This window comes from Gordonia sp. PP30 (assembly GCF_023100845.1).
Lineage (GTDB): Bacteria > Actinomycetota > Actinomycetes > Mycobacteriales > Mycobacteriaceae > Gordonia.
On the sequence record NZ_CP095864.1, the window covers coordinates 2,939,758 to 2,962,620 of the forward strand.

Here is a 22,863-nt window from a genome sequence, read left to right on the forward strand (position 1 = left end):
ACGGGCTACTTGGGTCTCGACTTCGCTCGACCGACGTGGCCCGTCTCGACAAGCTTGAAGAAGCGGTCACCCGTTCCCGCGCGGGAACGAGTGACCTTGGGCTTCGACAAGCTCAGCGGGCGGGACAGCCCGGCCGACGGGACTAGCTGTTCCAGCCGCGGGAGGCGGCGAGGTCCATCAGCTTGTTGCGGATCGAGGTGATCTGGCGCGCGGTGATGTCCGGGGAGGCGTCGATCAACAGCTCGGTGAACTCGTTGAACAGCGGGGTCCCGGCGTGCGGGGAACGACGCGGACCGCGCTCGCGGTCGTCACGACCACCCCGACGATCGTCCCGGCGCTCGAAGCCGCCGCGTCGATCATCACGACCACCCCGGCGGTCGTCGCGACGGTCGAAGCCGCCCCGATTCTCCTCGCGGCGCTGCGCACGCTCGGCCGCAGGCGACTCGCCTGCGGGGGCCTCCTCGGTCACCTTCACATTAGTGGCCTTGGAACCGCGATCGGTGTCCTCGACGTCGAACTCGACCTTGGCGCCCGGGCGCAACTGGTTCTCGTCGATGCCTTGGATGTCGTTGATGTGCAGGAAGACGTCGTCGCCCCCGCCCTCGGGCGAAAGGAAACCGAACCCACGATTCGGGTCGTAATGCACGACCTTGCCGCTGACACTCACCACAAACTCACTCTCCGCGCCGCCGACCTACCCAGGCCCCTTGCCCGTGCGGCGAAAACGCTGATCCTCACTATGCCCTATCTGTCCTGGTTGTAGGTGATTCAACCGCCACCGTGCGCGCCTTCCGCCGGACATGCGACCGGGCCTTCCGAGGGCACGCCCCTGTCGCCGGCACGGCACCGCGTGTATCGTCCCGGTTCGTTCCTACGACGATGGACCGGCGCCGCCGCTGAAAGGCGTCATTCACTTGCAGAATTCTGGAGCCCACATCACGCGCCGGTGAGCGGCGCGAAGATCACCCGCAGGCAACTGCGCGCGAACCGGCGCGACGGCCGCCACGGCTGCTGGGATCACCTCGTGATCGCCCCGCTGTGGGTCGCGTACGACGCCAATCTCGGTACCCTCCTCCGCACCTGCGACGCGGTCGGCGCCTGCCTGGCCGTCCCCCGCTCGCCGCACTACCGCAACGCCCTGGCCGTCGGCGACACCCTGCGTCGTCGCCGGCCGTGCATCCACTGGGTGGCGACAGGCAAGACCCGCTGGATCGACACTCGGCGCGACGCCGGGAAGCGGATCGTCGCCGTCGAACTGGCCGAGGGTGCGACGCCTCTGCCCCGGCTCACTCCCGCGAGCGGACCTTCGGTGCTGCTCCTCGGCCACGAGCACAACGGGATTCCCGACGACGTGCTCGCCGGCGTCGACGAGTGCATCGAGATCCCGATGGTCGGCTACGGCGCAAGCCTGAACGTCGCCGTCGCGGGAAGCCTCGTCGCGTATCGGCTGGCCGGGCTCTCGTGAAGGACGAACAGTGCTCAGCTGAGCGGTACCCGCGCCACGACGGCGCCCGTCGGCTGATTCGAGCCGCCGGGCGGCTCGACCGTGAACGCGAGGTTCGTGGCGTCGCGGACCCCGGGAATCACCGCCGTCGTCGACGGCGCGACGTCCGCCGGGGACATGGTGCCCACCGGGCGCATCGACCCGTCGGCCCCTTCGAGCCACATCTGGTACACCGTTCCGGGTTGCGGCGGCGGCACGTCGTTCATCACCAGCACCGCGGCATCCGCGGAATCGGAGTAGGTGACGGTGGCGCGACCGGTCGCCACGGCCGCCGACCGCGAGGCGACGTCCTTGGCCGAGAACACCTGCTCGGCGATCGGCTGAGCCGGTTCCTTCCGGTCCGATCCGGCACCGAGCAGCCAGCCCACGACACCGGCCAGCACCGCGACGGCGGCCGCCACGGCCAAGTAGCCGAGCGTCCGGTGCCGCCGATCCCGAAGCGGCGCCACCGAGGCCGGCAGCCGAGCCGGTCCGGAATCGGCCGTGGCGCCGGAGGATCGCTGCTGCGCAGCCCGGTCGGCGGCATCGCCGGTCGCGGCGGCGAGCACGGCGTCGCGGAGCCGTGCCGGTGGCGGGGTCGCGTCCGCCGCGCTGACCGTCGCCATCAGCTCCCGCGTGGCCCGCAGTTCCGCGGCGTAGGCGGCCTGGACCTCCGGGGTCGCCCGGCTCAGCTCGGTCTCGATGTCGGCGAGTTCGGCGGCGTCGAGCGCGTCCAGACCGGCCAATGCCGCGAACTCCATGAGCTCTTCGTCAGACATCGCTGTCCCCCAAACACTTTCGGAGGCGGCTGAGTCCGTCTCGGATACGGGACTTCACGGTGGGCAGGGCGACCGACAGCCGCTCGGCCACCTGGCGGTAGGTCAAGCCCTGGTAGTAGGCCAGATCGACCGACTGGCGCTGGGTATCGGTCAGCGAACCGAGACAGCCCAGAACCCGTTCGGCGGTCTCGCGGCTCGCCGCCGACTCGGCGACCTGATCGAACTCGCGCTCGGCCGCGGTCACCGCGTACCGGACGTTCCGGTCGGTCGCCGCCGTCTCGCTGCGGACCCGATCCACCGCCCGGCGATGCGCGATGGTCAGCAACCAGGCGAGCGGCGAGCCCGCCTGCGGGTCGTAGGATTCGGCGGACCGCCAGACGTGCAGGTAGACCTCTTGTGTCACCTCTTCGCTGTAGCCCGGATCGCGCAGGACCCGACGGACCAGTCCGTAGACGCGAGGGCTCGTCTCGTCGTAGAACGTGCCGAAGGCTGCGGCGTCACCGTTCGCGACCCGCTCAAGCAGTTCGGGAAGAACTGAGCCCGTCGACGTCGTCACAGTCACGACGGTAGCTCACTACCCGCCGCTCGGGTCACGCCGCCGGGGCGGTCTCGGGAGGAAGAACGACGTGCGGCGCCGATACTCGGCGTAGCCGGGCCGGTCACTCATCGACCTCTCCAGCAGTCGCGCTCCCGTGGCCACGACCAGGAAGTAGGTCATCGCCATCGGCGACGCAACGGTGACCACTCCCGGCCAGGCGCTGGCCGCCACCAGCCATATTCCCCACCACAGGCACGCGTCCCCGAAGTAGTTCGGGTGCCGCGACCACGCCCAGACTCCGGAGTCCATGATCGTTCCCGCGTTCGCTGGATCCGCCTTGAAGCGCCGGAGCTGAGCGTCACCGGTGGCCTCGAAGCCGAAGCCCACGATCCACAGGGCCACGCCCGCGCCCAGTACGACCACGGCGGGCCCGGAGGTCGGGCCGCAGACGGCCGACGCCTGGACGGGCAGCGACACGAACCACTGCGCCGCCCCCTGCGTGCCGAAGACCCGCCGTGCCGCGATGCGCGCCGGTGGGCCGTCGTACTTGGCGAGCAGCGCCGTGTATCGCGGGTCCTCGCCGTGGCCGCGGCACTTGACGTACATGTGCCACGACAGGCGGACGCCCCAGAGCGTCACCAGCCCGGCCAGCAGCCATCGGCGCACCGGATCGCCGTCCCCGATCGACAGCGCCAACCATGCGACCCCGACGAATCCCAGGCCCCATCCGACGTCGACAACGTTGTAGCGGCCGATCCGGTGGCCGATGGCGAACGCCACCGTCTGCAGCACCGCCAGCCACACCAGCGAGGCGCCCGTGAGCACCCCGAATCCCGCCCATCCGGTCATCGCGAGAATCCCAGCTGCACGACGTCGAGGTAGCCCGACCGAAAGCCGGCCTCGGAATAGGCCAGGTACAGCTCCCACATCCGCAGAAAGGTTCGGTCGAAGCCCAAAGCGAGGACGTCGTCCTCGCGGGAGCGGAATCGTTCCCGCCACAGCCGCAGGGTCTCGGCGTAGTGCGGACCGAACGATGAGGTGCCGGTCACCCGCAGCGAGGTCCGTTCCCCGACGACGTCGCCGATCCCCTCCAGCGACGTGAGCTGGCCGCCGGGGAAGACGTACTTCTGCACCCACGTGTAGGTGTTCTCCGACGCCAGCAGCCGGCCATGCGGCATGGTGATCGCCTGGATCGCGGCGCGGCCGCCCGGCCCGAGCAGCCGATCGATGGACCGGAAGTACTCGGGCCAGTACTTGCGTCCGACGGCTTCGATCATCTCGACGGACACCACGGCGTCGTATTCGCCCGCGACCTCCCGGTAGTCGCAGAGATCGACGGTCACCCGGTCGCCGAACCCGGCTTCGGCGACGCGGCGGCGAGCCAGGTCGCATTGCTCGGCCGACAGCGTCACCGACCGCACGACGGCGCCCCGCTGCGCCGCGCGCAGGCACAGCTCGCCCCAGCCGGTGCCGATCTCCAGCAGCCGGGTGCCTGGGCCGACACCGGCGACGTCGAGCAGACGATCGATCTTGCGGCGCTGCGCCGCGGGGAGATCGCTCCACGAGAACCGGGTCTCCCCGGACGGTTCGCACTCGAACAGCGCACTGGAGTAGCTCATCGTCTCGTCGAGGAAGGCCGCGAACAAGTCGTTGGACAGGTCGTAGTGCCGTGCGACGTTGGCCCGGGTGTTGGCCGTCGTGTTCTCCTCGTCCGCGGGCGGCCCCGGCAGGACCAGTCGACGCAGCACCTGGAGCGGACGTGGCACCAGCGCCGCCGTCTCGCGGGCGAAGGGGGTCAGCACGCCGACGAGGTCGTCGGTGGTCCAGTCCCCCGCCATGTACGCCTCCCCGAATCCGATGAGACCGGTGGCCCCGATCCGGCGGGCGAACGGGCCAGGCCGGCGGACGAGAATCCGTGGCACCTCGGCCCCCGCCGATCCGCCGGTGACGCCGCCGGGATACTCGACCCGCACGCCCACGCGCCGGGCCGCGCGGCGGAACAACGCGGACGCGGCGGCGCCCCGGGCGCGCGCCACCGCCCCCGCGGGCACGACGTCGAGGCCGGGCCACCGCCGATCCGCCGGCACCGATTCGCCCTCAGCGGCCGTCTCCCCGGCGGTGGCGTTGCCATCCACGGCGTCGTCGTCTACTACGTCGTCTTCGACTACAGAGCCTTCACAGGCGGCGCGTGCGCTCATGTCCCGACCTGCCGTCCTTTCGCGTTCGATCGTCGTCGTTGCGGTGTTCGGTGTCGGCCGTCATCGGCCGGTCTTGCGCGGGCCGCGGCACGATCGGTAGTCCCCGACGCCACAGCCGGATGCCCTGCAACCGGATCCGGGCCGCCACCACCCACGGCGCGAGCGGTGTCGTCACCTGCGCGAGCAGGACGCGCCGGGCCGTCGCCGGCCGGGCCCGGCCGGTCAGGGCGGCGAAGAACGGCCCGGTCTCCGCCCGTTCCAGAACGATCGAGATCCGCACCCGACCGTCGGCCGCGGGCTCCGGGACCGACAGCCGATAGCGTCCGCTCACATCGTTGAACGGGGACACGTAGAAGTCCTTGTCGGCCAGCGCACGGCCGGACGGATCGACACCGACCACGTAGCAGTGCCGACCGCCGTAGGTGTTGTGGACCTCGGCGACGACGTGGGCGAGTGCGCCGTCGTGCCGATGACACCAGAACACGCTCAACGGGTTGAACACGTATCCGGCCACGCGCGGCGACATCAGCGCGGTCACCGGTCCGTTCGCCGGCTCGACACCGATCGCCCGCAGGTGGTGTTCCAGCCTGGTCCGCAGCGTCTGGCCCGGTGCGTACGGTTCCGGGAAGTGGTCGCCGGCCCGGAAACGGGCGAAGGGCCGGAGCGGGGCGGGCAGTCGCGGCGGATGGTCGATGTCGATCAGCCAGGTGCACGTCCGGTAAGCGAAGGCGTGCGCGATCGGTCCGGTCCGGCGGTGGACCACTCGTGCGCCGACGATCGAGGGAAGCAGAGAGGTCGACGACGTCATCGGTCCTCCTCGGACGGCGCGGGTGCCGACCAGTCGACACCGAGCGCCCGCGCCGCGCGCACACCGGACGCCGCACCGTCCTCGTGGAAGCCCCAGCCGTGGTAGGCCCCGGCGAACACGACCCGATCGGTATCCAGCTCGGACAGCCGGGCCTGTGCCGCCACGGAGTCCAGCGTGTAGACCGGATGCTCGTAGGTCATCTCGTCCAGGATCGTGCGGGGATCGACCACGTCGGTCCGGCCCATCGTGACGAGCATCCGTGGCTCGTCGGTGGGCAGCCGCATGAGCCTGGTCAGGTCGTAGGTCACGACGATCGGCGAGGGTGCCGCATCGGCGCCCGGCCGAAGCACCTCGTCGCGGACCTGGTAGTTCCACGACGCGCGCGCCCGGCGAGCCCTCGGCAGGACCGACTCATCGGTGTGCAGCACCGCGTGCTTCCGCAGATACGGCATCGCGCCGAGGATCTCCCGCTGCCGCGTCGTCGGCCGTGCGAGGAGCGCGAGCGCCTGGTGCGGGTGCGTCGCGACGACCACCGCGTCGAAGGTCTCGGTGCGGGTGCTCCCCTCCCGCTCGGAGACCACCTCGACCCCGGCATCGGTCTCCCGCACGGCCCGGACCGGCGACGACACCCGAACCTCGCCCCGCGCGGCGACGCCACTCGCGAGGGCGTCGACGTAGCTGACCGACCCGCCCACCACGGTGCGCCAGGTCGGCGAACCGAACACCGACAGCATGCCGTGGTGGTGGAGGAAGGTGAACAGATAGCGCGCCGGATAGTGGGCCGCGGTGTCCGGGTCACACGACCACACCGCGGCGACCAGCGGATACAGGAAGTTCTGCCGGAAGTATCCGGAGAATCGCTCACGGTCGACGAAGCCGGCGAGCGATTCCCGCGCGTCGCCGGTGTCGAGCGTCCTCCGCGCGGCGCGGTGGAACCGGCGGATCTCGGCGAGCATGCGCACATAGCGAGGTCTGGCGACGTTCGCGGCGGTCGGGAACAGCCCGGTGAGTCCGCGCGCACCCGCGTACTCGAGTCCGGTGATCTCCGAGCGGACGGACATCGACATATCGGTGTCCTGCGTGCGTACCCCCAGTTCGGCGAGGAGTCGTTGCAGGGTGGGATAGGTGCGGTCGTTGTGCACGATGAAGCCGGTGTCGACGGCCAGTTCGGTGCCCGACGGCGTCGTGACGAGGTGGGTGTGAGCGTGCCCGCCCAACCGGTCGTCGGCCTCGAACAGAGTCACCGGATGCGCTTCGGCGAGCACGTGCGCGGCGGCCAGGCCGGCGACACCGCTGCCCACCACCGCCAGGGATCGGAAGGTCATACCCGCTATTCGGAGCCGCCTCGGATCCGGATGGGTGCGGTCACCGCCCCGGATCTCCGGCGGCTCGCCGAGCACGCCCATCCGGGACGGGCCCGGCTCCGAATGATGAGTGAGCAGCGAAACACGCTGCCGTCGTCACAAGGAGTGATCATGAACTCGAACGCACGCTTCGCGATCGGACTTCTGCTGTGCGGCGCCGGCTTGTCGGCCGCCGCCGGCCTCGCCGGCACCGGCGCCGCCCAGGCCGCCCCAGACGTCTGCGGTGCGCTCCCCGGCCAGTCGTCGACGATGACGACGTGCTCGGCGAAGGCCGGGCCGGATGCCATCAGCCTCGCGATCAGCGACGGCGGAGGTATCGCCTGGTCGCAGGGTGACGACCTCTCCGGTCCCGCCGCTATCGCGATCGGCCCCGGCGCGTCGGTGCAGGCCACGGGCGTCCGGCCCGGTCTGTCCATCGGGATCGCCGGGCCCGGCGCTCACGTGGTGATCGACGGCAGGAAGGGACCGGTATGCAGCGGCAAGGGATTCGCGTTCGCCGGCGACTTCCAGACGCTGCGGGGTTGCCGGCAGTAGGCCGCCGCCACCATCCGCACCCATCTCGACAAGGAATAGCTATGACAATCCGGTTCCACCTGGGCCGACGGGCGCTCTCGGGCCTGCTGGCCGTGACACTCGCCGCCGCCACGGCGCTCGCCGCCGCGCCCGCGCACGCCGCGCCCGCCGGTTCTCTCCAGCCGGTCCCGCGCCTCGACGTCGAACGCTACCTCGGCACCTGGTGGCAGCAGGCCGCCATCCCGGGCTTCTACAGCGTCCGGTGTCTGCGCGACACCTCCGCCCACTACGGTCTGATCGACGCCACGACGATCTCGGTGAACAACACCTGCGTCTCGCCGGCCGGGCGGCCCGACGGCATCCGCGGGCAGGCGAAAGTCGTCGATCCGCGGTCCCGGGCGCAACTCTCGGTCAGCTTCCCCGGGGTACCGGGGACCCTGAACCCGCAGAACACGCCGAACTACATCGTCACCTGGGTGGCGGACGGCCCTCGCCCCGGAGATCCGTACGAGTACGCCATCGTCGGTGACCCGACGCGACTGTCCGGGTTCATCCTCAGCCGAGACCGGGTGATCTCCACCCGGACCCTGCTCATGCTGCGCGACAAGGCCGAGGAACGCGGCTTCAACACGTGCCTGTTCCTCACTTCTCCCACGACCGGCGGCCGGAGCGACTACCTGCCGCTGTGCCTGGTCCGCTGAGCCCCGGACCGCGGTGGGCGGCGCGGCACCCGCCCGCTCACCGCGTCCGCTGCCGGTAGAGCCAGACGCCGAGAACCAGCAACCAGATCGGCAGGACCACGGCGAGCATCGTCCACTGCTTCTGGCCCACCATCATCGCGGCGGCGATGAACATCAGCACGGCGCTGAAGAACATCACGAAGTTCGGGTTCACGGTCGACGCTCCTTCGGCGGGGCTGCGTGATCGACTACGCGCCGAGCAGCTTGCCGCCGAGGTACTCGGCGACCTTGTCGAGAGCGACGCGCTCCTGGGTCATGGCGTCCCGCTCGCGGATGGTCACGGCGTGGTCGTCGAGCGTGTCGAAGTCGACGGTGACGCAGAACGGGGTGCCGATCTCGTCCTGGCGGCGGTAGCGCTTGCCGATGCTCTGCGCGTCGTCGTACTCGATGGCCCAGTGCTTGCGCAGCTCGTCGGCGAGATTGCGCGCGGTCGGCGCGAGCTCGTCCTTCTTCGACAGCGGCAGCACCGCGGCCTTGATCGGGGCGAGGCGACGGTCGAGCCGGAGCACGGTCCGGACGTCGGTGCCGCCCTTGGCGTTCGGCACCTCTTCCTCGGTGTACGCGTCACACAGGAAGGCCATCATCGAGCGGCCGAGGCCGGCCGCGGGCTCGATCACGTACGGGGTGTATCGCTCACCGGTGGCCTGATCGAAGAAGCTCAGGTCCTCGCCGGAGGCCTTGCTGTGCGTCGACAGGTCGTAGTCGGTGCGGTTCGCGATGCCCTCCAGCTCACCCCACGGATTCCCGGAGAAGCCGAACTTGTACTCGACGTCGGTGGTGCCCTTGGAGTAGTGCGACAGCTTCTCCTGCGGGTGCACGAAGAGGCGCAGGTTCTCCGGGTCGATGCCGAGGTCCACGTACCAGTCGTGGCGGGCCTGGATCCAGTACTCGTGCCACTTCTCGTCGTCGCCCGGCTTGACGAAGAACTCCATCTCCATCTGCTCGAACTCGCGGGTGCGGAAGATGAAGTTGCCCGGCGTGATCTCGTTGCGGAAGCTCTTGCCGATTTGCGCGATGCCGAACGGCGGCTTCTTCCGCGAGGTGGTCAGCACGTTCTTGAAGTTGATGAAGATGCCCTGCGCGGTCTCCGGGCGGAGGTAGTGCAGGCCCTCCTCGTCGGCGACGGGGCCGAGGAAGGTCTTGAGCAGGCCGGAGAACTCGCGCGGCTCGGTCCAGGCCCCGGGCTGACCGGTCTCCGGGTCGTTGATGTCGGCCAGACCATTCTCCGGCGGGTGGCCGTGCTTCAGTTCGTACGCCTCGATGAGATGGTCCGCGCGGTAGCGCTTGTGCGTGTGCAGCGACTCCACCAGCGGGTCGGTGAAGACGTCGACGTGGCCGGACGCCTCCCAGACCTGACGCGGCAGGATCACCGAGGAGTCGAGACCGACGACGTCGTCCCGCGAGGTGACCATGCTGCGCCACCACTGGTCCTTGATGTTGTTCTTCAACTCGACGCCGAGCGGCCCGTAGTCCCACGCCGAACGCGTACCGCCGTAGATCTCACCGCACGGGAACACCAGGCCACGCCGCTTGGCGAGGTTGACGACGGCTTCGACTTTGGATTGCACGGCCACGGCTGACTGATCTCCAGGATTGAGGACTCGACGAAATTGTATATTGACGAAATTGCATATTGCAGTGGTCGCATGCAACGCGAGACACCGACCTACAGCCTATCCCGGCTCACTTCCTGATCCGTGCCCGGCACCAGGCGCCGGTGGTCGGCAACAGCGCGAGGACCGCGACGATCACCGGGAAGACCACGAGCATCACAGCCATCACCGTGTACGCCACCGGGAACGGATCCTCGTCGAACCCCAGGCTGCGGCTGTACCCGTTGGCGGCATCCCAGATGTGAATGTTGACCCGGATGTACCAGATGTTGGCCGCAAGCGCGATCAACGCCGACGCGGCAACCAGGTAGCGGCCCCAGTTGCGTCGCAGGAGCAGACCGATCGCACCGGCGAGCAGCATGACCGCCAGCAGAGCGCCGATGGCGATGAACGGCCGCGCCTCCAGCGACAGCCGATGGAGTGCGTCGGAATACGCGAGGTCCGCGGCCTTGTCGTGCTGCGTCTCGTCGTACTGCTCGTCGATGTCGGCGAAGTCGCTCCACAGGCCGCTCCCGAACGAGCCGACGAACGCGTTCGCGCCCGCGTGCAGCACCTCACCGAGATGCCCGACGGCGCCCAGGATCGCGAGCACGGCCGCGACGATCCCCGTCCAGGCCGTGGTCCGTGGCTGCGGCCCCGCGACCGCGCCTCCGCGGGACATACCACCGTAGGGCGGCACCGCGTACGACGGAGCCGGCCACGACCAGCCGAACGGCGCGGGGCCGCCGCATGCGGGAGGGCCTATGGGCGGTCTTCCGGACGCGGGCGCGTCGTACGTCCTGGGCCGGACCGGTGGCACGCCCGCTGAACGGGGCGCCGGTTGCGCTGGACGAGCTGGAGGGATCCGGCCGTGCGGAGTCGGACCGGCGGGTGGCAGACCGGCGGGCCGCGGGGCACTCCGCGGCGGACCTGCGAGCCCCGCTCCCGGATCCGGTCGCGGTCCGGGCGTTCCACCAGCGGTCATCATCGCTCCCGTCGTCATGCGCACCGGTCTTCGGGTTCGCATCCGGCTGGCGACTCAGATGTACACCCCTCCGCCGAACGCCCTCAGAACTGGGGTGTGGTCTCGACTTCGCTCGACCGGCATGCACTTCGCTCGACCGGCATGAAGTCCTCTCAATCGGCAAACCGCCCCCCGACCGGCCTTCACAAGGACATTGCGAGCTCGAGATACGGCATTTCGTCGATCGAGCGCCCGACGGACTCCTCGATGACAGCGGACAGTTTCGCGTACGCCTTCGGGTGCTGCTCCCGGTATCGCACGATCACCTCGCGGGCCTCGTCGGGCGTGAGCCGCCGGGCCACGGCAGGACGGCGCCGAGCAGTACCGATGGACACCCAGCAGTGCGGATCGACACCGAGATTCCGATACCACTGGGACGAACCGCCGAACCCGGAGGCCACGATCACGCGATCCTTCACCGGTCGCTCTATACATTCGAGCACGACATAGCGGTGTTCGCCGGACGTGCGGCCGACGTGCTCCAGCAGCAGCAGTCGGCCGCCGAACAGCACCCCGAGCCCGGCCCGGAACATCGGGATCGGAGCCCGCACCAGCCATCGGGTACGCAGCACCTTCGCCCCCAGACTCGCCATGACCGCATTCTATCGCCGAGCCACCGCCGCGAACTGGCCACATGGAAACGATTGCAAATAGGATGGACGCAACGCTCCGCGAAAGGACACCCGGGTGACTCAGACCGACCTTGCCCCGACCGCGTCGACGGCCGCCGACCACGCCGCCGCCAGCGAACTGCTGCGCGCACTCGCCGCACCCGCCCGGATCGCGATCGTGCTATCCCTCAACGAACGCGCGATGTGCGTCCACGAACTCGTCGACGCGCTCCATCTCAACCAGCCCCAGGTGAGTCAGCACCTCAAGGTGCTCAAGAACTCCGGCGTCGTCGCCGGGAACCGGCGCGGCCGCGAGGTGGAGTACATGCTGGTCGACGATCACATCGCGCACATCGTGCTCGACGCGCTGACCCACGCCACCGAAGGCAAGCAGGAGCGTGGCGCGTGACCCCCACCAAACCCGTCACCGGCCAGCGGACCACCCGCCAGCGTTCCGCGATCGCCGACCTCCTCGTCGCCACCGACGACTTCCTCTCGGCGCAGCAGCTGCACGACCAGCTGGTCGCCCGCGGCGACTCCATCGGCCTCACCACCGTCTACCGCAATCTTCAGGCGCTGGTCGACGCCGGTCAGGTCGACGCGATCTGGGACGGCTCCGGCGAGACGCGCTACCGCCACTGTTCGGACGAGCACCATCACCATCTGGTCTGCCGGTCGTGCGGGACCACGGTCGAGGTCCAGGCCGAGCCGGTCGAGAAGTGGGCCGCGCGAGTCGCCACCGACCACGGCTTCCAGGACATCTCACACACGGTCGAGATCTTCGGCACCTGCGCCGGCTGCGCCGGCTGACCAATCGTCAACCAATGGTTGACGATTCCCAGTCGTCAACTTATGGTTGACGCATGTCCGAAAGCGCCTCTCCCGCCCCCGCCATCCGTCTCGACGACCTGATCGACGCCATCAAGAAGGTCCACGACGACCCGCTCGACCAACTCACCGACGCCATGCTCGCCGCCGACCACCTCGGCGACGTCGCCGATCACCTGATCGGCTACTTCGTCGACAACGCCCGGCGCACCGGCGCCTCGTGGACCGACATCGGCGCTTCGATGGGCGTCACCAAACAGGCCGCGCAGAAGCGCTTCACCCCCAAGGAACCCGGAACCGCGGCCGACCTCGACGCGAACCAGGGCTTCAACGCCTTCACGCCGCGGGCACGCTCGGCCGTCGCCGCCGCGCACACCATCGCCAAGGACGCCCGGAACGCCGAGGTGACCCCGGCCCACCTGCTGCTCGGGATCCTTGACTCGCCCGAATCGCTGGCCGTCGCCCTGATGGAGAAGGGCGGCGTGGATCTCGCCGCGCTCGGCGATCGCGCCCGCGCCGCCTTCGGCGCCGCGTCCGACGAGATCCCGGCCCTCATCCCGTTCGACGCCGCCGCGCGCAAGGCACTCGAACTGACCTTCCGCCAGGCACTGCGGCTCGGCCACAACTACGTCGGCACCGAGCACGTGGTCCTCGCACTGCTCGACGTCGAGGACGGGTCCGGCCCGCTGAGCGACTCCGGCGTCGACACCGCGGACTTCGAGGCCCGGCTCCTCGAGATGCTGGCGAGCCTGAAGCCGGACGGCGAGTCGTAACGCGGCGGCATCACGTCGCGCGATCGCTCGGCACCCGGCCGTTTCCTCGCCGCGGCGGCTCGGAAGCACTCAGCGGTGTGGTTCGAATCAGCGAGGCGCGACGACGACCGTGAACCGCACCGGCTCCGCTGTGCTCCCCGCCGTCATCGCAACCTCGGTGATGCCGGGGGCGCGCGCGACGACTCCCGGGTTGAACCGTGCGCTCCCGTCGTTTCGGCCCGCCACGAACGACGCCACCGCCGGGTCGGCGACCTGCCCGCGGTAGCTCGTCACCGGTACGTCGCCGGTGTCGATGTTGAGGACGCGCCCGACGGTGAGATGGACGATGGCACCGGACAGGCCGTGCACGCTCATCGTCACCGGACCGATCAACCCGGGCGGCTGTCCGGCTGAGGACGGGCCGGTCTCAACGCCGGCGCCGCAACCACTGACCGCCGCAAGTACTCCGAGGGCCGCCACCGCTCCCGCCGCTCGGAAGCCACCGAACCAGGTCATGGCGTCGACGCTACGCCGTGGAGTCCGGTCCGCCGACGCGCGTGCCCGATTCGTTCTCAGCGCGCGTGCCCCGAATCCAGCCGCGTCCCTGGCCGATGATCACGGTGACGTCCGTGATGGCTCCGGTCTCGCGGGTGGTCGTCGCCCGCCGCCGCCCAATCCGCTGGCGACACGCGGCCGGGCGGCACACGCGGGAGCGAGCGGCGCCGGATCTGCGACCTGGCCGCCGCAAGGTCACCGGCCCGCCGAGTCCGTCGCTCACCGCCCCGTCTCTCACGCCCCCGATTCCGAGGCCGGGGGCGGCGCGGCCCGGCTGCGGGTGCGCCGCCAGACTGTCTATTCCGCGCAGTGCGGTTGCAACCAGCGTCGGCGCAATCGTTGAGCGGCGGCGTCTTCCACACGAGTCTGGGAATCCCCGGCCCCCGGATTCAAGGAACGACGACATGCCCCACTTCGACGGCGCCCGCGGGCGTCTGTACTACCGCCACTGGCGAGCCGCCTCGCCGACCGGCGACAGCTCCCGGACCGGCGCCCCGCGCGCCACCCTGGTGTTCCTGCACGGCTACGGCGAGCACAGCGGCCTCTACCACCGGTTCGCGAATCAGCTGAACGCCCGCGGCATCGAGGTCTGGGCACTCGACCAGTACGGGCACGGTCTCAGCGACGGCGACCGCGGCCGCATCGAGGAACTCGGCGACGCGGTCGACGCCGCCCAGCGGCTCGTCGTGCGTGCCACCCGGGAGCACCCGGAGACACCGGTCTTCCTCGCCGGACACTCCCTGGGCAGCGTCGTCGCCGCGCTCACCGCGCTCGCCGGCCCCGGCCGATTCCGCGGCCTCATCGTCAGCGGCAGCGCCCTGAGCCCGCTCCCCTGGCTCGACGACGCCGACCCCGCCCCGGTCGAACTCACCCTCGACGCCCTCTCGGCCGACGAGTTCTACCGCGACGAACTCGTCAACGACCCGCTCGCCTTCACCGAGGGCGACCTCGTCGCCCTCGCCTCCCGCCTGTTCCCGCCGGCCTGGACCGTCCTCGCCGAGGACCTGCCCGGTCTCGACCTGCCGATCCTCGCCGTGCACGGCGCCGACGATCCCGTCGCCCCACTGGACCTGCTCCAGGACTGGCGTGATCGCCTCGGCGACCTGCGCATCGAGGTGTTCGACGGCGCTGCCCACGACGTGCTCAACGAGGTGGCGCACCGCGAGGTCGCGGCGGTGATCGGCGACTTCATCGACGCCGAGTCGGCGGCGAAGGCCGCGGCGTGAGCGGCGCGTCGACCCTGCACGTCACCGATGCCGAACGGGCGGCGCTCACGACGGCCGCGCAGTTTCCGCTGTTCGACGCGATCCGCGGCCGTCGTTCGCGGCGGTTCCCGGTCGGCGGGTCGATCCCGTCCGGGGAACTCGCGTACACGAGTTCCGAACCCGTCCAGCCGCTGTCGGAGACCGAGCGGGCCGTCGTGCTGTCCGCGGTCACCGGGGTCACCGGATTCCACTTCGGCATCACCCACCACCCCGGCTACGCCCCGAAGCTCCCCAACTATCCCGGCACCGCCGTCGGCCGCACCTTCCCGACCGCCGCCGGGTTCGGTACCACCGACTTCTTCTTCACCGACGACACCGGCACCTACTTCCTCTCCAGCCGTGATTCGCTCCCCGAACCCGCCGACACCGGCGACGACCTGGAGGACTGGCTGAACCAGACGGTGTCCCGCTATCGGAAGCTCTCCGACCGGCGTATTCACCTCCCCCGCGAGGAGCCCTATCTGGAGGGCCACAACACCTGGATCGCCAACCACCCCGGCTCCCTGCTGGTGATCCCGGTCGCCGACCTCGCCCAGCACTTCATCGCCAACCTCGCGTTCTTCCTGCAGAACGGCTACGGCGTCTACGACGACGTCAACCACCGTCCGATCCCGGGTGCCGACGACTCCTCGCTCCGCCATGCGGGCGAGCCCTTCCCGCTCTCGTTCGTCGAGCAGTACACCCTCGCCGAAGCGAGCGCCGAACTGATCACCGCCGCCTACAACGGGCATCTGGTCCTCGGCGCGCTCGGCCTCGGCGGCTGGACGTTCGACGGCATCGACCGGCTCTCGATCCTCGGCGCCTCCGGCGACCCGGACGTGCCCGGACTCGGCTTCGACGTGCAGTACGACGACCGCTGGGCGCTGCCCAATCCGACCGGTCTCCCCGGGGTGTTCGAGACCCTGTCCCGGCCGCACGTCAGCGACGCCGCCGAGGCGGTGGAGCGCTTCGTCGAGCGCAAGTTCGGCCCGGGCGGACCACTCCACCCGCGGACACCCGGACCGTGGCACGACACCGCTCGCGTCCGCGGATCCGCCGCCCCCTACGACCGGCGTTTCCGCGACCTGCTGACCGCGCAGGTGGCCTACGTCGACGACACCTTCGGGAAGATCCCGGGCACCGTCCCCACCGTCCACATCCTCAACTATCTGCAGGCCCAGCACCTGGATACCGCCTTCTACGACACCCACTTCACGCCCGGCGCCTACCTGTCCACCCATCGCGACCACCAGAAAGCGTGGCACTCATGACGCTCCAGCTCGACGACGCCGCACCCGCCCTCGAGACCGGGGTGCGCCTGGACGCCGTCACCGACCCCGACCGGATCCGGGAGACCTTCGCGACCTTCACCCGCGCGATGCTCGGCCTCGACCTGGCGCACGTCGATCCGGTCGACCTCATCGAACCCGGCCGCTATCTCGCGGCCTTCGACGGCGATCGGGTGATCGGCGGTGCGGCGTCGTACACCGGCACCCTCACCGTCCCGGGCGGTGCGCGAATCCCGCACGCCGCGGTCAGCCAGGTCGGCGTGCTGCCGACCCATCGCCGCCGTGGGATCGTCAGCGCCCTGCTCCGGCGTCAGCTCGACGACGCCGCCGCGCGCGGGGAACTCGTCGCGTCGCTGCGCGCCTCCGAGGCGACCATCTACGAACGGTTCGGCTACGGCGTCGCGACCCGCAGCCGGTCGGCGACCGTCGACCGGCGCCGCACCGAGCTGCGCGACTCGGTGCTCGGCTCCGGCACGATCCGGCTCGCCGACGACACGCCCTCCGTGGTGGAGGGGATCTACGCGTCCGGCGGCGGGGTCGGCAGGATCTCCCGGCACGACGGGTGGTGGCGGTCCCAGGAACGACACGCCGCCGCCCACCCCGGACCGCGCTACACCGCCGTGCACAGCACCGGCGGCGCCGACGACGGCTACGTGGTCTACCGCCCGCTCGACCCGGCGGGCTGGTTCACCAGCCGCGAGAAGACCATCGTCGTCGACGACCTCGTCGCGCACTCCGACGCCGCCTACCGCGGCCTCCTGCGGCACCTGTTCGGCCTCGACCTGGTCGACCGCATCCGGTTCGGGGCGCTCGCCGTCGACGACCCGCTGCCCCTCGCGCTGACCGACGAACGCGCGTTCACCTCCGGGCCGGTGCACGACGAGACCTGGCTGCGTCTGATCGACGTCGAACGTGCCCTCGACGCCCGTATCTACCGGCCGGCCCCCGCCGTGGTCCTGGCCGTGCACGACCCGCTGCGCCCGCAGAACTCCGGCGTCTACGAGATCGGCCCGGCCGGGGTGTCCCGCACCGGGGCACCGGCCGAGGCGACCGTCGGGGTCGCCGAGCTGGCGTCCGCGTATCTCGGCGGGACCGACTGGTGGCGGCTCGCCGCGACCGGACGGATCGTCGTGCACCGGCCCGGCGCGGCGGAACGTCTCGACGCCCTGTTCGCGACCGATCGCCGGCCGTTCGCCGGCACCGTCTTCTGAACCACCACTCCCGAACCACCGCCCCACCTCAACGAGAGAACTCCGATGACCGACACGCTCGCCGCGACCACCTCCCGCACCTATCTGCGACCGCCCACCGCCGACCGCGATCTGCTGTTCGCGCGTTTCACCCCCCTCTTCGCGCAGATCGCCGAGGGGAACGTGGACCGCGAACGCAGCCGGACCTTCCCGTACGCGCAGGTGGACCTGCTGAAGACGAACGGTTTCGGCCTGCTGCGGATCCCGGAGGAGTTCGGCGGCTACGGCGCATCGCTGGAGCAGACCTTCGACCTGCTCGCCGCGCTGGCGGCCGCCGACCCCAACGTCGCGCACGTCTGGCGCAACCACCTGGCCTTCGTCGAGGACCGTCTCAACGCGGCCCGTTCGGCCGCCACCGACCGCTGGCTCGCCCGCTTCCGCGACGGCGAGTTCGTCGGCGGCGGCTGGACCGAGGCGAACAACGGCACATTCGCGAACATCGCCACCACCGTCCGCCGCGACGGGGACGTCTACCGGGTGGACGGCGCGAAGTTCTACGCCACCGGCAGCCTCTACGCCGACTGGCTCGACGTGATCGGCGCCTCCGAGGACGGCCTGCTCACCGCACTCGTCCGCCGCGACGATCCGGGGGTCGAACTCACCGACGACTGGACCGGATTCGGGCAGCAGACCACCGCGAGCGGCAGCGCCACCTATGCCGGAGCCGCGGTGGACCCGGACGATGTCTTCGGCATCACCGAGCGCTTCGTCTACCAGGGCCACTTCTATCAGGTGGCGATCCTGGCCGTGCTCACCGGCATCACCGCCGCCGCCGTCCGCGAGGCGACGACGGCGTTGCGGGCCCGGGCCCGCAACTACCCGCAGGCCGCCGACCAGACACCGACGCGCGACCCGCAGCTCCTCCAGGTGATCGGCGAGGCCGACGCTCACGGCTTCGGCGCGGCCGCGGCGCTCTCGGCCGCCGCCCGCGATCTGGATGCCGTCGCCGCCGCGCACGCCGCCGGAGACCTCGACGCCCGGACCGCCCTGGTCCGCGCCGCGCAGCTGTCCACCGACCGGGCTCAGCTCGTGATCATCGAGCACGCGCTGACGGCCACCACCGAGGTGTTCGACGCACTCGGGGCATCGGGCGTCTCGTCGTCCATCGCGCTGGACCGGCACTGGCGCAACGCCCGCACTCTCGCCTCCCACAATCCGCGGGTCTACAAGGCCCGGATCGTCGGGGACTGGCTGGTCAACGGCACCGACCCGGTCCCCGTGCTGGGCGGCATCGGCGGTCCGCGCGGAGGTCAGGGGAATTGAGCACGTACACGCCCTATCTGGCACTCGGGATCACCGGTGACCAGGTGATCGATCTTCTCGCCGACGACGCCCTGCGCGCCCGCTGGGACCGCCTTCCCCTGGGATTCACCGTTCCCGGCGTCGAACGTCTCGACCCGGCGGCCACGTCGTCGTACAGCCTCGAGGCGACCGTGACGGCCACGTTCCTCGCGGCCGGCTCCGACCGCGCACGACTCCTCGCGCCGGTGGGCTTCGGCCGCGATCACCCCTACAACGTGGCACGACGGTCCGCCTCGGCCGGTCACCTGGCCGGCGGCCGGATCGGCCTCGTCTTCACCGAACGGCACTCGCCGCTGCCGGCGGGTGAGCCGTGGCTGCGGCCCGGTGAGGACCCGCCTCACCGCTTCTGCGACGGTCTCGGCGCCGTCCGCGACCTGGAGCAGAGCTGGCCGTATGACGCGGTGCTCGCCGACCGCGCCGCGGGCGTGTTCGTCGATTCCCGCCGGATCGACCGCGTCGACGCCGACGGCGCCTACCGGATCGCCGGGCCGCTCACCGTCCCCGAACCGGCGACCGGCGCCGGTGTCCTCGCCTGGTACTCACCGCGCGGCGGCCCCACCCCGGTCCCCGCCGATCTCTCGATCGGCCCGGACGGACAGGTCGTCATCCTCGACCGGAAGGAACGAACGCTGAGTTGGACGGGCGCCCCCGACGGACTGCTGCTGAACAGCCGCCCCGGCGAGACGCTTCCGGCGCTGCTCGACGCCGCCGAGCACCTTCTCGGTGCGGGCCTGCGACCCACTCCGCCCGGCCCCCTGCGGCCGGCGCTCGGTGTTCCGCTCGCCGGCCGCACTCTCGATCCGGCCCCGGCCTTCGATCTCGCGGAGGCAACGCGATGAGCGCCCGCGACGGCCATGTGATCCTCGGTGTCAACGCTCTGGTGCTCGGCTACCTGCCCGCGTCGTGGCAGAGTCCGCGACTGCACGCCCACTCGTTCGTCGATCCGGACTACTGGATGCGGATCGCTCAGACGGCCGAACGCGGCACGCTCGACGCCCTCTTCCTCGCCGACATCCCCGCTCTCTACGATCCGGCGTACGACGCCAACCCGGCTCATCTGGAACCCACGGTGAACTGGGCGCACGTGGCCGCGCACACCGAGCACATCGGGCTGGTGGCCACCGCGTCGACCACCTTCAACGACCCCGCCGAGCTCGCCGAACGCCTCGCGACCCTGGACTACGTGTCCGGCGGCCGCGCCGCCTGGAACATCGTGACCTCGCGTGGACCGGCCCCGGCCCGGAACTACGGGCTGCCCGACGTCCCGCTGCGCGACGACCGCTACGAACGGGCCTCCGAGTTCGTCGACGTGGTCACCGGACTCTGGGACTCCGCGCGCACCGGCCGGTCCGTCGTCCACCACGGGGAGCACTTCGACGTCGCCGCACGGCTGCGCACACCGCCCTCACCGCAGGGCGCACCGGTGCTGTTCCAGGCCGGCGGCTCGGCACAGGGCCGGGCCCTCGCCGGGCGGGTCGCCGAGGGGGTGTTCGCGGCCGAACTGACCCTCGACGGCGCGATCGAACACTATCGGCAGGTCAAGCGGCTCGCCGTCGCCGCGGGCCGCTCACCCGACGCCGTGAAGATCGTCCCCGGGCTGCTCACCACGCTCGGCAGCACCCACGCCGAGGCCGTGCGGCGCAGCGACGACCTGCACGATGCCGGGCCGCCGTCGTACTCGGTGCGGTGGCTGTCCGGGGCGATCGGCGTCGACGCGAGCACCTTCGACCTGGACGCGCCGTTCCCGCGCGAGGTGCTCGATGCCCCGCCCGATCTACAGCACTTCACCGGCAGCGTCGGGTTCCGGGAATCGATCGTCGCGCAGATCCGCCGCACCGATCCGACCGTCCGCGAATACCTGCGGCAGTCGCGCTACCTCGGTTCGGGGCACGCCGGTTTCGTCGGCACCCCGGAAGAACTCGCCGACCGGATCGAGGAGTGGTTCGCCGCCGGCGGCGTCGACGGCTTCAACCTGCAGCCCGACGTCCTCCTCGACGGCCTCGAGGTGATCGTTGACGAGGTGATCCCGATCCTGCGCCGCCGCGGCCTGTACCGCCACGAATACGCGACGTCGACCCTGCGCGGCCACCTCTCCGCGGCCGCACCGAGCGCACCGTTGCACACCCCGGCCCGGGCATCCGCCTGAATCGCCGAACTCACGAGAGAAGTCAGCCCCATGAACCTGCTCTACCTCTGTACCGACGTGTGCGCGACCGCCGGGATCACCCCCGCCGAGCTGATCGCCGCCGACCGAATCACCCCGACCTCCACCGCACGCCGCGGTGACCTCCACACGCACAGAAGGCATTCCGATGACCCTCACCCACGATCCGGCGCCGGCTTCCGCCGCATCTCCCGCACCTGACACGCGGCCCGAATCCCTGCCGTCCGCCGAGATCACCCTCGCCGGACGCACCCTGACCTCCGCCGAGCACACCGGCCTGCGCAGAGATGCACTGGGCTCCTGGGGTGTGTTCGCCCAGGGACTGGCCGCGGCGGCACCGTCCGTCGCCCTCGCCTCCGTGCCGATATCCCTGTACGTCGCGGCCGGGAAGGGCGCCGCCTGGGCCGCCGTCGTCGGCCTCGTCATCGCGCTGCTGCTGGCCGCGACCATCGGTTTCCAGGCACGACGCACCGTCTCGTCCGGCTCGCTCGGCACCTACGCCGGCAACGGTCTCGGTCCGGCCGCCGCGTTCGCCGCCGGCCTCGCGCTCCTGCTCGGCTACATCGGCTTCGCGACCACCGGGACGCTCGGCGGCGTCCTCTACGTGGACTCGTTCCTCACCGAGATCGGTATCGGATCCGAGGCGACGTGGTTCAAGCTGCTGCTCGCGACCGTAGTCGCCGTCGTCGCGATCTATCTGCCCTACCGCGGTGCGTCGCTGGCGGCGAAGTACGAGCTGGTCTTCGAACTGGTCGCCGTCGTCTCGGTGTTCGTGATCATCGTCGCGTCGTACATCTCGTACGGCTTCCGGATCGACACCGCGCAGTGGAGTCTCAGCCATCTCGGCAACAGCTCGACCTTCGTCGCCGCCGTCGTCGGTGTCGGGTCGTACGCCGGTTTCGAGTCGGTGGCCTCGCTGGGCGCCGAGGCCCGCGACGCCCACCGGACCATCGCTCGCTCCCTGCTGCGGGTGGTGCTGCTCCTCGGGGTGCTCTACATCCTCGCCACGTACCCGCAGGTCCTGCAGTTCGGATCCATCGACAACGACCAGGCGATCCTCCCGCAGCTCGCCGACTCCACCGGCGTGCCGTGGATCAAGCCGGTGGTGAGCCTGACGGTCGCCGTCGCGTTCATCGTCTTCGTGACCGCGGTGACCAATTCGGCGGCGCGCTCGCTGTTCACCCTGTCGCACGAGGGCGCTCTCCCGAAGGCGTTCAGCCGTGTCCATCGCCGGCACGGGACCCCGTGGGTCGGGGTCGCGTTCGTCGGCGTGCTGGCGATCGCCTTCTCGTGGGCGGCGACGCTCAGCAACGCCGGCCGCCTGATCTTCGACGTCTACGGCGGCTATGTCGCGACCTGGGGATTCCTTATCAGCTACCTGCTCGTGGTGATCGCGACCCCGATCTGGCTGTACCGGATCAAGGCGCTCACCCCGCTGCGGGCGGTCGTGTCCGGGGCCGCCCTCCTCGCCCTCGGATACGTGATCGTCAGCAACGTGGTGCCGACACCGGAATGGCCGTACAACATCCTGCCGTTCGTGTTCCTCGGCCTCCTCGCCCTCGGCCTCGCCTGGTACACGTACCTGCGGTTCACCCGGCCGGAGGTGGCCCGGCGGATCGGCTCCATCCAGACCTTGTCGATCGAGGAGCAGGAACGCCTCGCCGATCTCGGCCTGCTTCAAGAACAGAAGGAACAGGCCCCCTCGGCGACCTGAGCCTCTCAGCCGCATTCCGTCCCCCCACCCGATTTCCGTCGCCGCACCCGGTTTCCGTCGCACCACACGCACTGCTGCGGCGGGTGGAACGGAAACCGGGTGGGGGACGGATTCC

Annotated in this window: 25 protein-coding genes; 13 read left to right on the forward strand and 12 right to left on the reverse strand. The window is 70.6% G+C overall.

Annotated elements, in window-relative coordinates; genetic code table 11:
- Positions 1–142 precede the first annotated feature (142 nt).
- Positions 143–667 (reverse strand): cold-shock protein, encoded by a 525-nt coding sequence (locus MYK68_RS13540; protein ID WP_247868057.1) that lies wholly within the window; start codon positions 665–667, stop codon positions 143–145.
- A gap of 279 nt (positions 668–946) precedes the next feature.
- Between MYK68_RS13540 and MYK68_RS13545 the strand changes: the two genes are divergently transcribed.
- A complete protein-coding gene (locus MYK68_RS13545) occupies positions 947–1,465 on the forward strand; it encodes a TrmH family RNA methyltransferase (RefSeq protein ID WP_247864204.1) in 519 nt (172 codons plus the stop codon).
- Positions 1,466–1,479: 14 nt separating this feature from the next.
- On the opposite strand, the gene MYK68_RS13550 is transcribed toward MYK68_RS13545, so the two are convergent.
- From MYK68_RS13550 to MYK68_RS13575, 6 genes are read right to left on the reverse strand one after another with little or no spacing between them, the layout of a single operon-like run.
- On the reverse strand, positions 1,480–2,262 hold the full coding sequence (locus MYK68_RS13550; protein ID WP_247864205.1) for an anti-sigma factor: 783 nt from the start codon (positions 2,260–2,262) through the stop codon (positions 1,480–1,482).
- Complete coding sequence (gene sigK / locus MYK68_RS13555) at positions 2,255–2,824, reverse strand: ECF RNA polymerase sigma factor SigK (protein WP_247864206.1); 570 nt, start codon at positions 2,822–2,824, stop codon at positions 2,255–2,257. Before sigK ends, MYK68_RS13550 begins: the two co-directional genes overlap by 8 nt.
- A gap of 12 nt (positions 2,825–2,836) precedes the next feature.
- Positions 2,837–3,649: a DUF1295 domain-containing protein gene (locus tag MYK68_RS13560; RefSeq protein WP_247864207.1), complete on the reverse strand. Its 813-nt coding sequence runs from the start codon at positions 3,647–3,649 to the stop codon at positions 2,837–2,839.
- Positions 3,646–4,998 carry an SAM-dependent methyltransferase gene (locus MYK68_RS13565; protein ID WP_247864208.1) on the reverse strand — a complete coding sequence of 451 codons (1,353 nt, stop codon included), beginning with the start codon at positions 4,996–4,998 and terminating at the stop codon, positions 3,646–3,648. Before MYK68_RS13565 ends, MYK68_RS13560 begins: the two co-directional genes overlap by 4 nt.
- A complete protein-coding gene (locus MYK68_RS13570) occupies positions 4,976–5,806 on the reverse strand; it encodes a DUF1365 domain-containing protein (protein ID WP_247864209.1) in 831 nt (276 codons plus the stop codon). The genes MYK68_RS13565 and MYK68_RS13570 overlap by 23 nt, the downstream gene beginning before the upstream one ends.
- Positions 5,803–7,131 (reverse strand): NAD(P)/FAD-dependent oxidoreductase, encoded by a 1,329-nt coding sequence (locus MYK68_RS13575; RefSeq protein WP_247864210.1) that lies wholly within the window; start codon positions 7,129–7,131, stop codon positions 5,803–5,805. The genes MYK68_RS13570 and MYK68_RS13575 overlap by 4 nt, the downstream gene beginning before the upstream one ends.
- 150 nt (positions 7,132–7,281) lie before the next feature.
- Here MYK68_RS13575 and MYK68_RS13580 point away from each other — a divergent pair, with 150 nt between their 5' ends.
- Positions 7,282–7,704 (forward strand): hypothetical protein, encoded by a 423-nt coding sequence (locus MYK68_RS13580; protein WP_247864211.1) that lies wholly within the window; start codon positions 7,282–7,284, stop codon positions 7,702–7,704.
- Positions 7,705–7,745: 41 nt separating this feature from the next.
- Entirely contained in the window at positions 7,746–8,384 is a 639-nt protein-coding gene (locus MYK68_RS13585; RefSeq protein ID WP_247864212.1) for a lipocalin family protein, read from the forward strand.
- A gap of 37 nt (positions 8,385–8,421) precedes the next feature.
- On the opposite strand, the gene MYK68_RS13590 is transcribed toward MYK68_RS13585, so the two are convergent.
- From MYK68_RS13590 to MYK68_RS13605, 4 genes are all read right to left on the reverse strand, one after another.
- On the reverse strand, positions 8,422–8,577 hold the full coding sequence (locus tag MYK68_RS13590; protein ID WP_247864213.1) for a hypothetical protein: 156 nt from the start codon (positions 8,575–8,577) through the stop codon (positions 8,422–8,424).
- A 34-nt stretch (positions 8,578–8,611) separates the two neighbouring features.
- On the reverse strand, positions 8,612–9,997 hold the full coding sequence (locus MYK68_RS13595; protein WP_247864214.1) for a glycine--tRNA ligase: 1,386 nt from the start codon (positions 9,995–9,997) through the stop codon (positions 8,612–8,614).
- Between the two features lie 109 nt (positions 9,998–10,106).
- Entirely contained in the window at positions 10,107–10,697 is a 591-nt protein-coding gene (locus MYK68_RS13600) for a hypothetical protein (protein WP_247864215.1), read from the reverse strand.
- 485 nt (positions 10,698–11,182) lie between these two features.
- Complete coding sequence (locus MYK68_RS13605) at positions 11,183–11,632, reverse strand: nitroreductase family deazaflavin-dependent oxidoreductase (protein WP_247864216.1); 450 nt, start codon at positions 11,630–11,632, stop codon at positions 11,183–11,185.
- Positions 11,633–11,726: 94 nt separating this feature from the next.
- On the opposite strand from MYK68_RS13605, the gene MYK68_RS13610 reads away from it, so the two are divergent.
- Genes MYK68_RS13610 through MYK68_RS13620 form a run of 3 tightly spaced genes read left to right on the forward strand, consistent with a single transcriptional unit; the run spans position 11,727 to position 13,251 of the window.
- Positions 11,727–12,059 carry an ArsR/SmtB family transcription factor gene (locus MYK68_RS13610; RefSeq protein WP_247864217.1) on the forward strand — a complete coding sequence of 111 codons (333 nt, stop codon included), beginning with the start codon at positions 11,727–11,729 and terminating at the stop codon, positions 12,057–12,059.
- Entirely contained in the window at positions 12,056–12,460 is a 405-nt protein-coding gene (locus MYK68_RS13615; RefSeq protein ID WP_247864218.1) for a Fur family transcriptional regulator, read from the forward strand. Before MYK68_RS13610 ends, MYK68_RS13615 begins: the two co-directional genes overlap by 4 nt.
- A gap of 53 nt (positions 12,461–12,513) precedes the next feature.
- Positions 12,514–13,251, forward strand: coding sequence for a Clp protease N-terminal domain-containing protein (locus MYK68_RS13620; protein WP_247864219.1), 738 nt, complete (start codon positions 12,514–12,516; stop codon positions 13,249–13,251).
- Between the two features lie 87 nt (positions 13,252–13,338).
- On the opposite strand, the gene MYK68_RS13625 is transcribed toward MYK68_RS13620, so the two are convergent.
- On the reverse strand, positions 13,339–13,746 hold the full coding sequence (locus MYK68_RS13625; RefSeq protein WP_247864220.1) for a hypothetical protein: 408 nt from the start codon (positions 13,744–13,746) through the stop codon (positions 13,339–13,341).
- A gap of 443 nt (positions 13,747–14,189) precedes the next feature.
- Between MYK68_RS13625 and MYK68_RS13630 the strand changes: the two genes are divergently transcribed.
- From MYK68_RS13630 to MYK68_RS13660, 7 genes are all read left to right on the forward strand, one after another.
- Complete coding sequence (locus MYK68_RS13630; protein WP_247864221.1) at positions 14,190–15,011, forward strand: alpha/beta fold hydrolase; 822 nt, start codon at positions 14,190–14,192, stop codon at positions 15,009–15,011.
- Positions 15,008–16,300: a hypothetical protein gene (locus tag MYK68_RS13635; protein ID WP_247864222.1), complete on the forward strand. Its 1,293-nt coding sequence runs from the start codon at positions 15,008–15,010 to the stop codon at positions 16,298–16,300. Before MYK68_RS13630 ends, MYK68_RS13635 begins: the two co-directional genes overlap by 4 nt.
- A gap of 107 nt (positions 16,301–16,407) precedes the next feature.
- Positions 16,408–17,529 (forward strand): GNAT family N-acetyltransferase, encoded by a 1,122-nt coding sequence (locus MYK68_RS13640; protein ID WP_247868058.1) that lies wholly within the window; start codon positions 16,408–16,410, stop codon positions 17,527–17,529.
- A gap of 45 nt (positions 17,530–17,574) precedes the next feature.
- Entirely contained in the window at positions 17,575–18,831 is a 1,257-nt protein-coding gene (locus tag MYK68_RS13645) for an acyl-CoA dehydrogenase family protein (protein WP_247864223.1), read from the forward strand.
- Positions 18,828–19,709: an LLM class oxidoreductase gene (locus MYK68_RS13650; RefSeq protein WP_247864224.1), complete on the forward strand. Its 882-nt coding sequence runs from the start codon at positions 18,828–18,830 to the stop codon at positions 19,707–19,709. The genes MYK68_RS13645 and MYK68_RS13650 overlap by 4 nt, the downstream gene beginning before the upstream one ends.
- The gene (locus MYK68_RS13655; RefSeq protein ID WP_247864225.1) at positions 19,706–21,016 is read left to right on the forward strand and encodes an NtaA/DmoA family FMN-dependent monooxygenase; all 1,311 of its coding nucleotides are present in this window, start codon (positions 19,706–19,708) and stop codon (positions 21,014–21,016) included. The genes MYK68_RS13650 and MYK68_RS13655 overlap by 4 nt, the downstream gene beginning before the upstream one ends.
- 166 nt (positions 21,017–21,182) lie before the next feature.
- Positions 21,183–22,748 carry an APC family permease gene (locus MYK68_RS13660; RefSeq protein ID WP_247864226.1) on the forward strand — a complete coding sequence of 522 codons (1,566 nt, stop codon included), beginning with the start codon at positions 21,183–21,185 and terminating at the stop codon, positions 22,746–22,748.
- Positions 22,749–22,863: the final 115 nt, after the last annotated feature.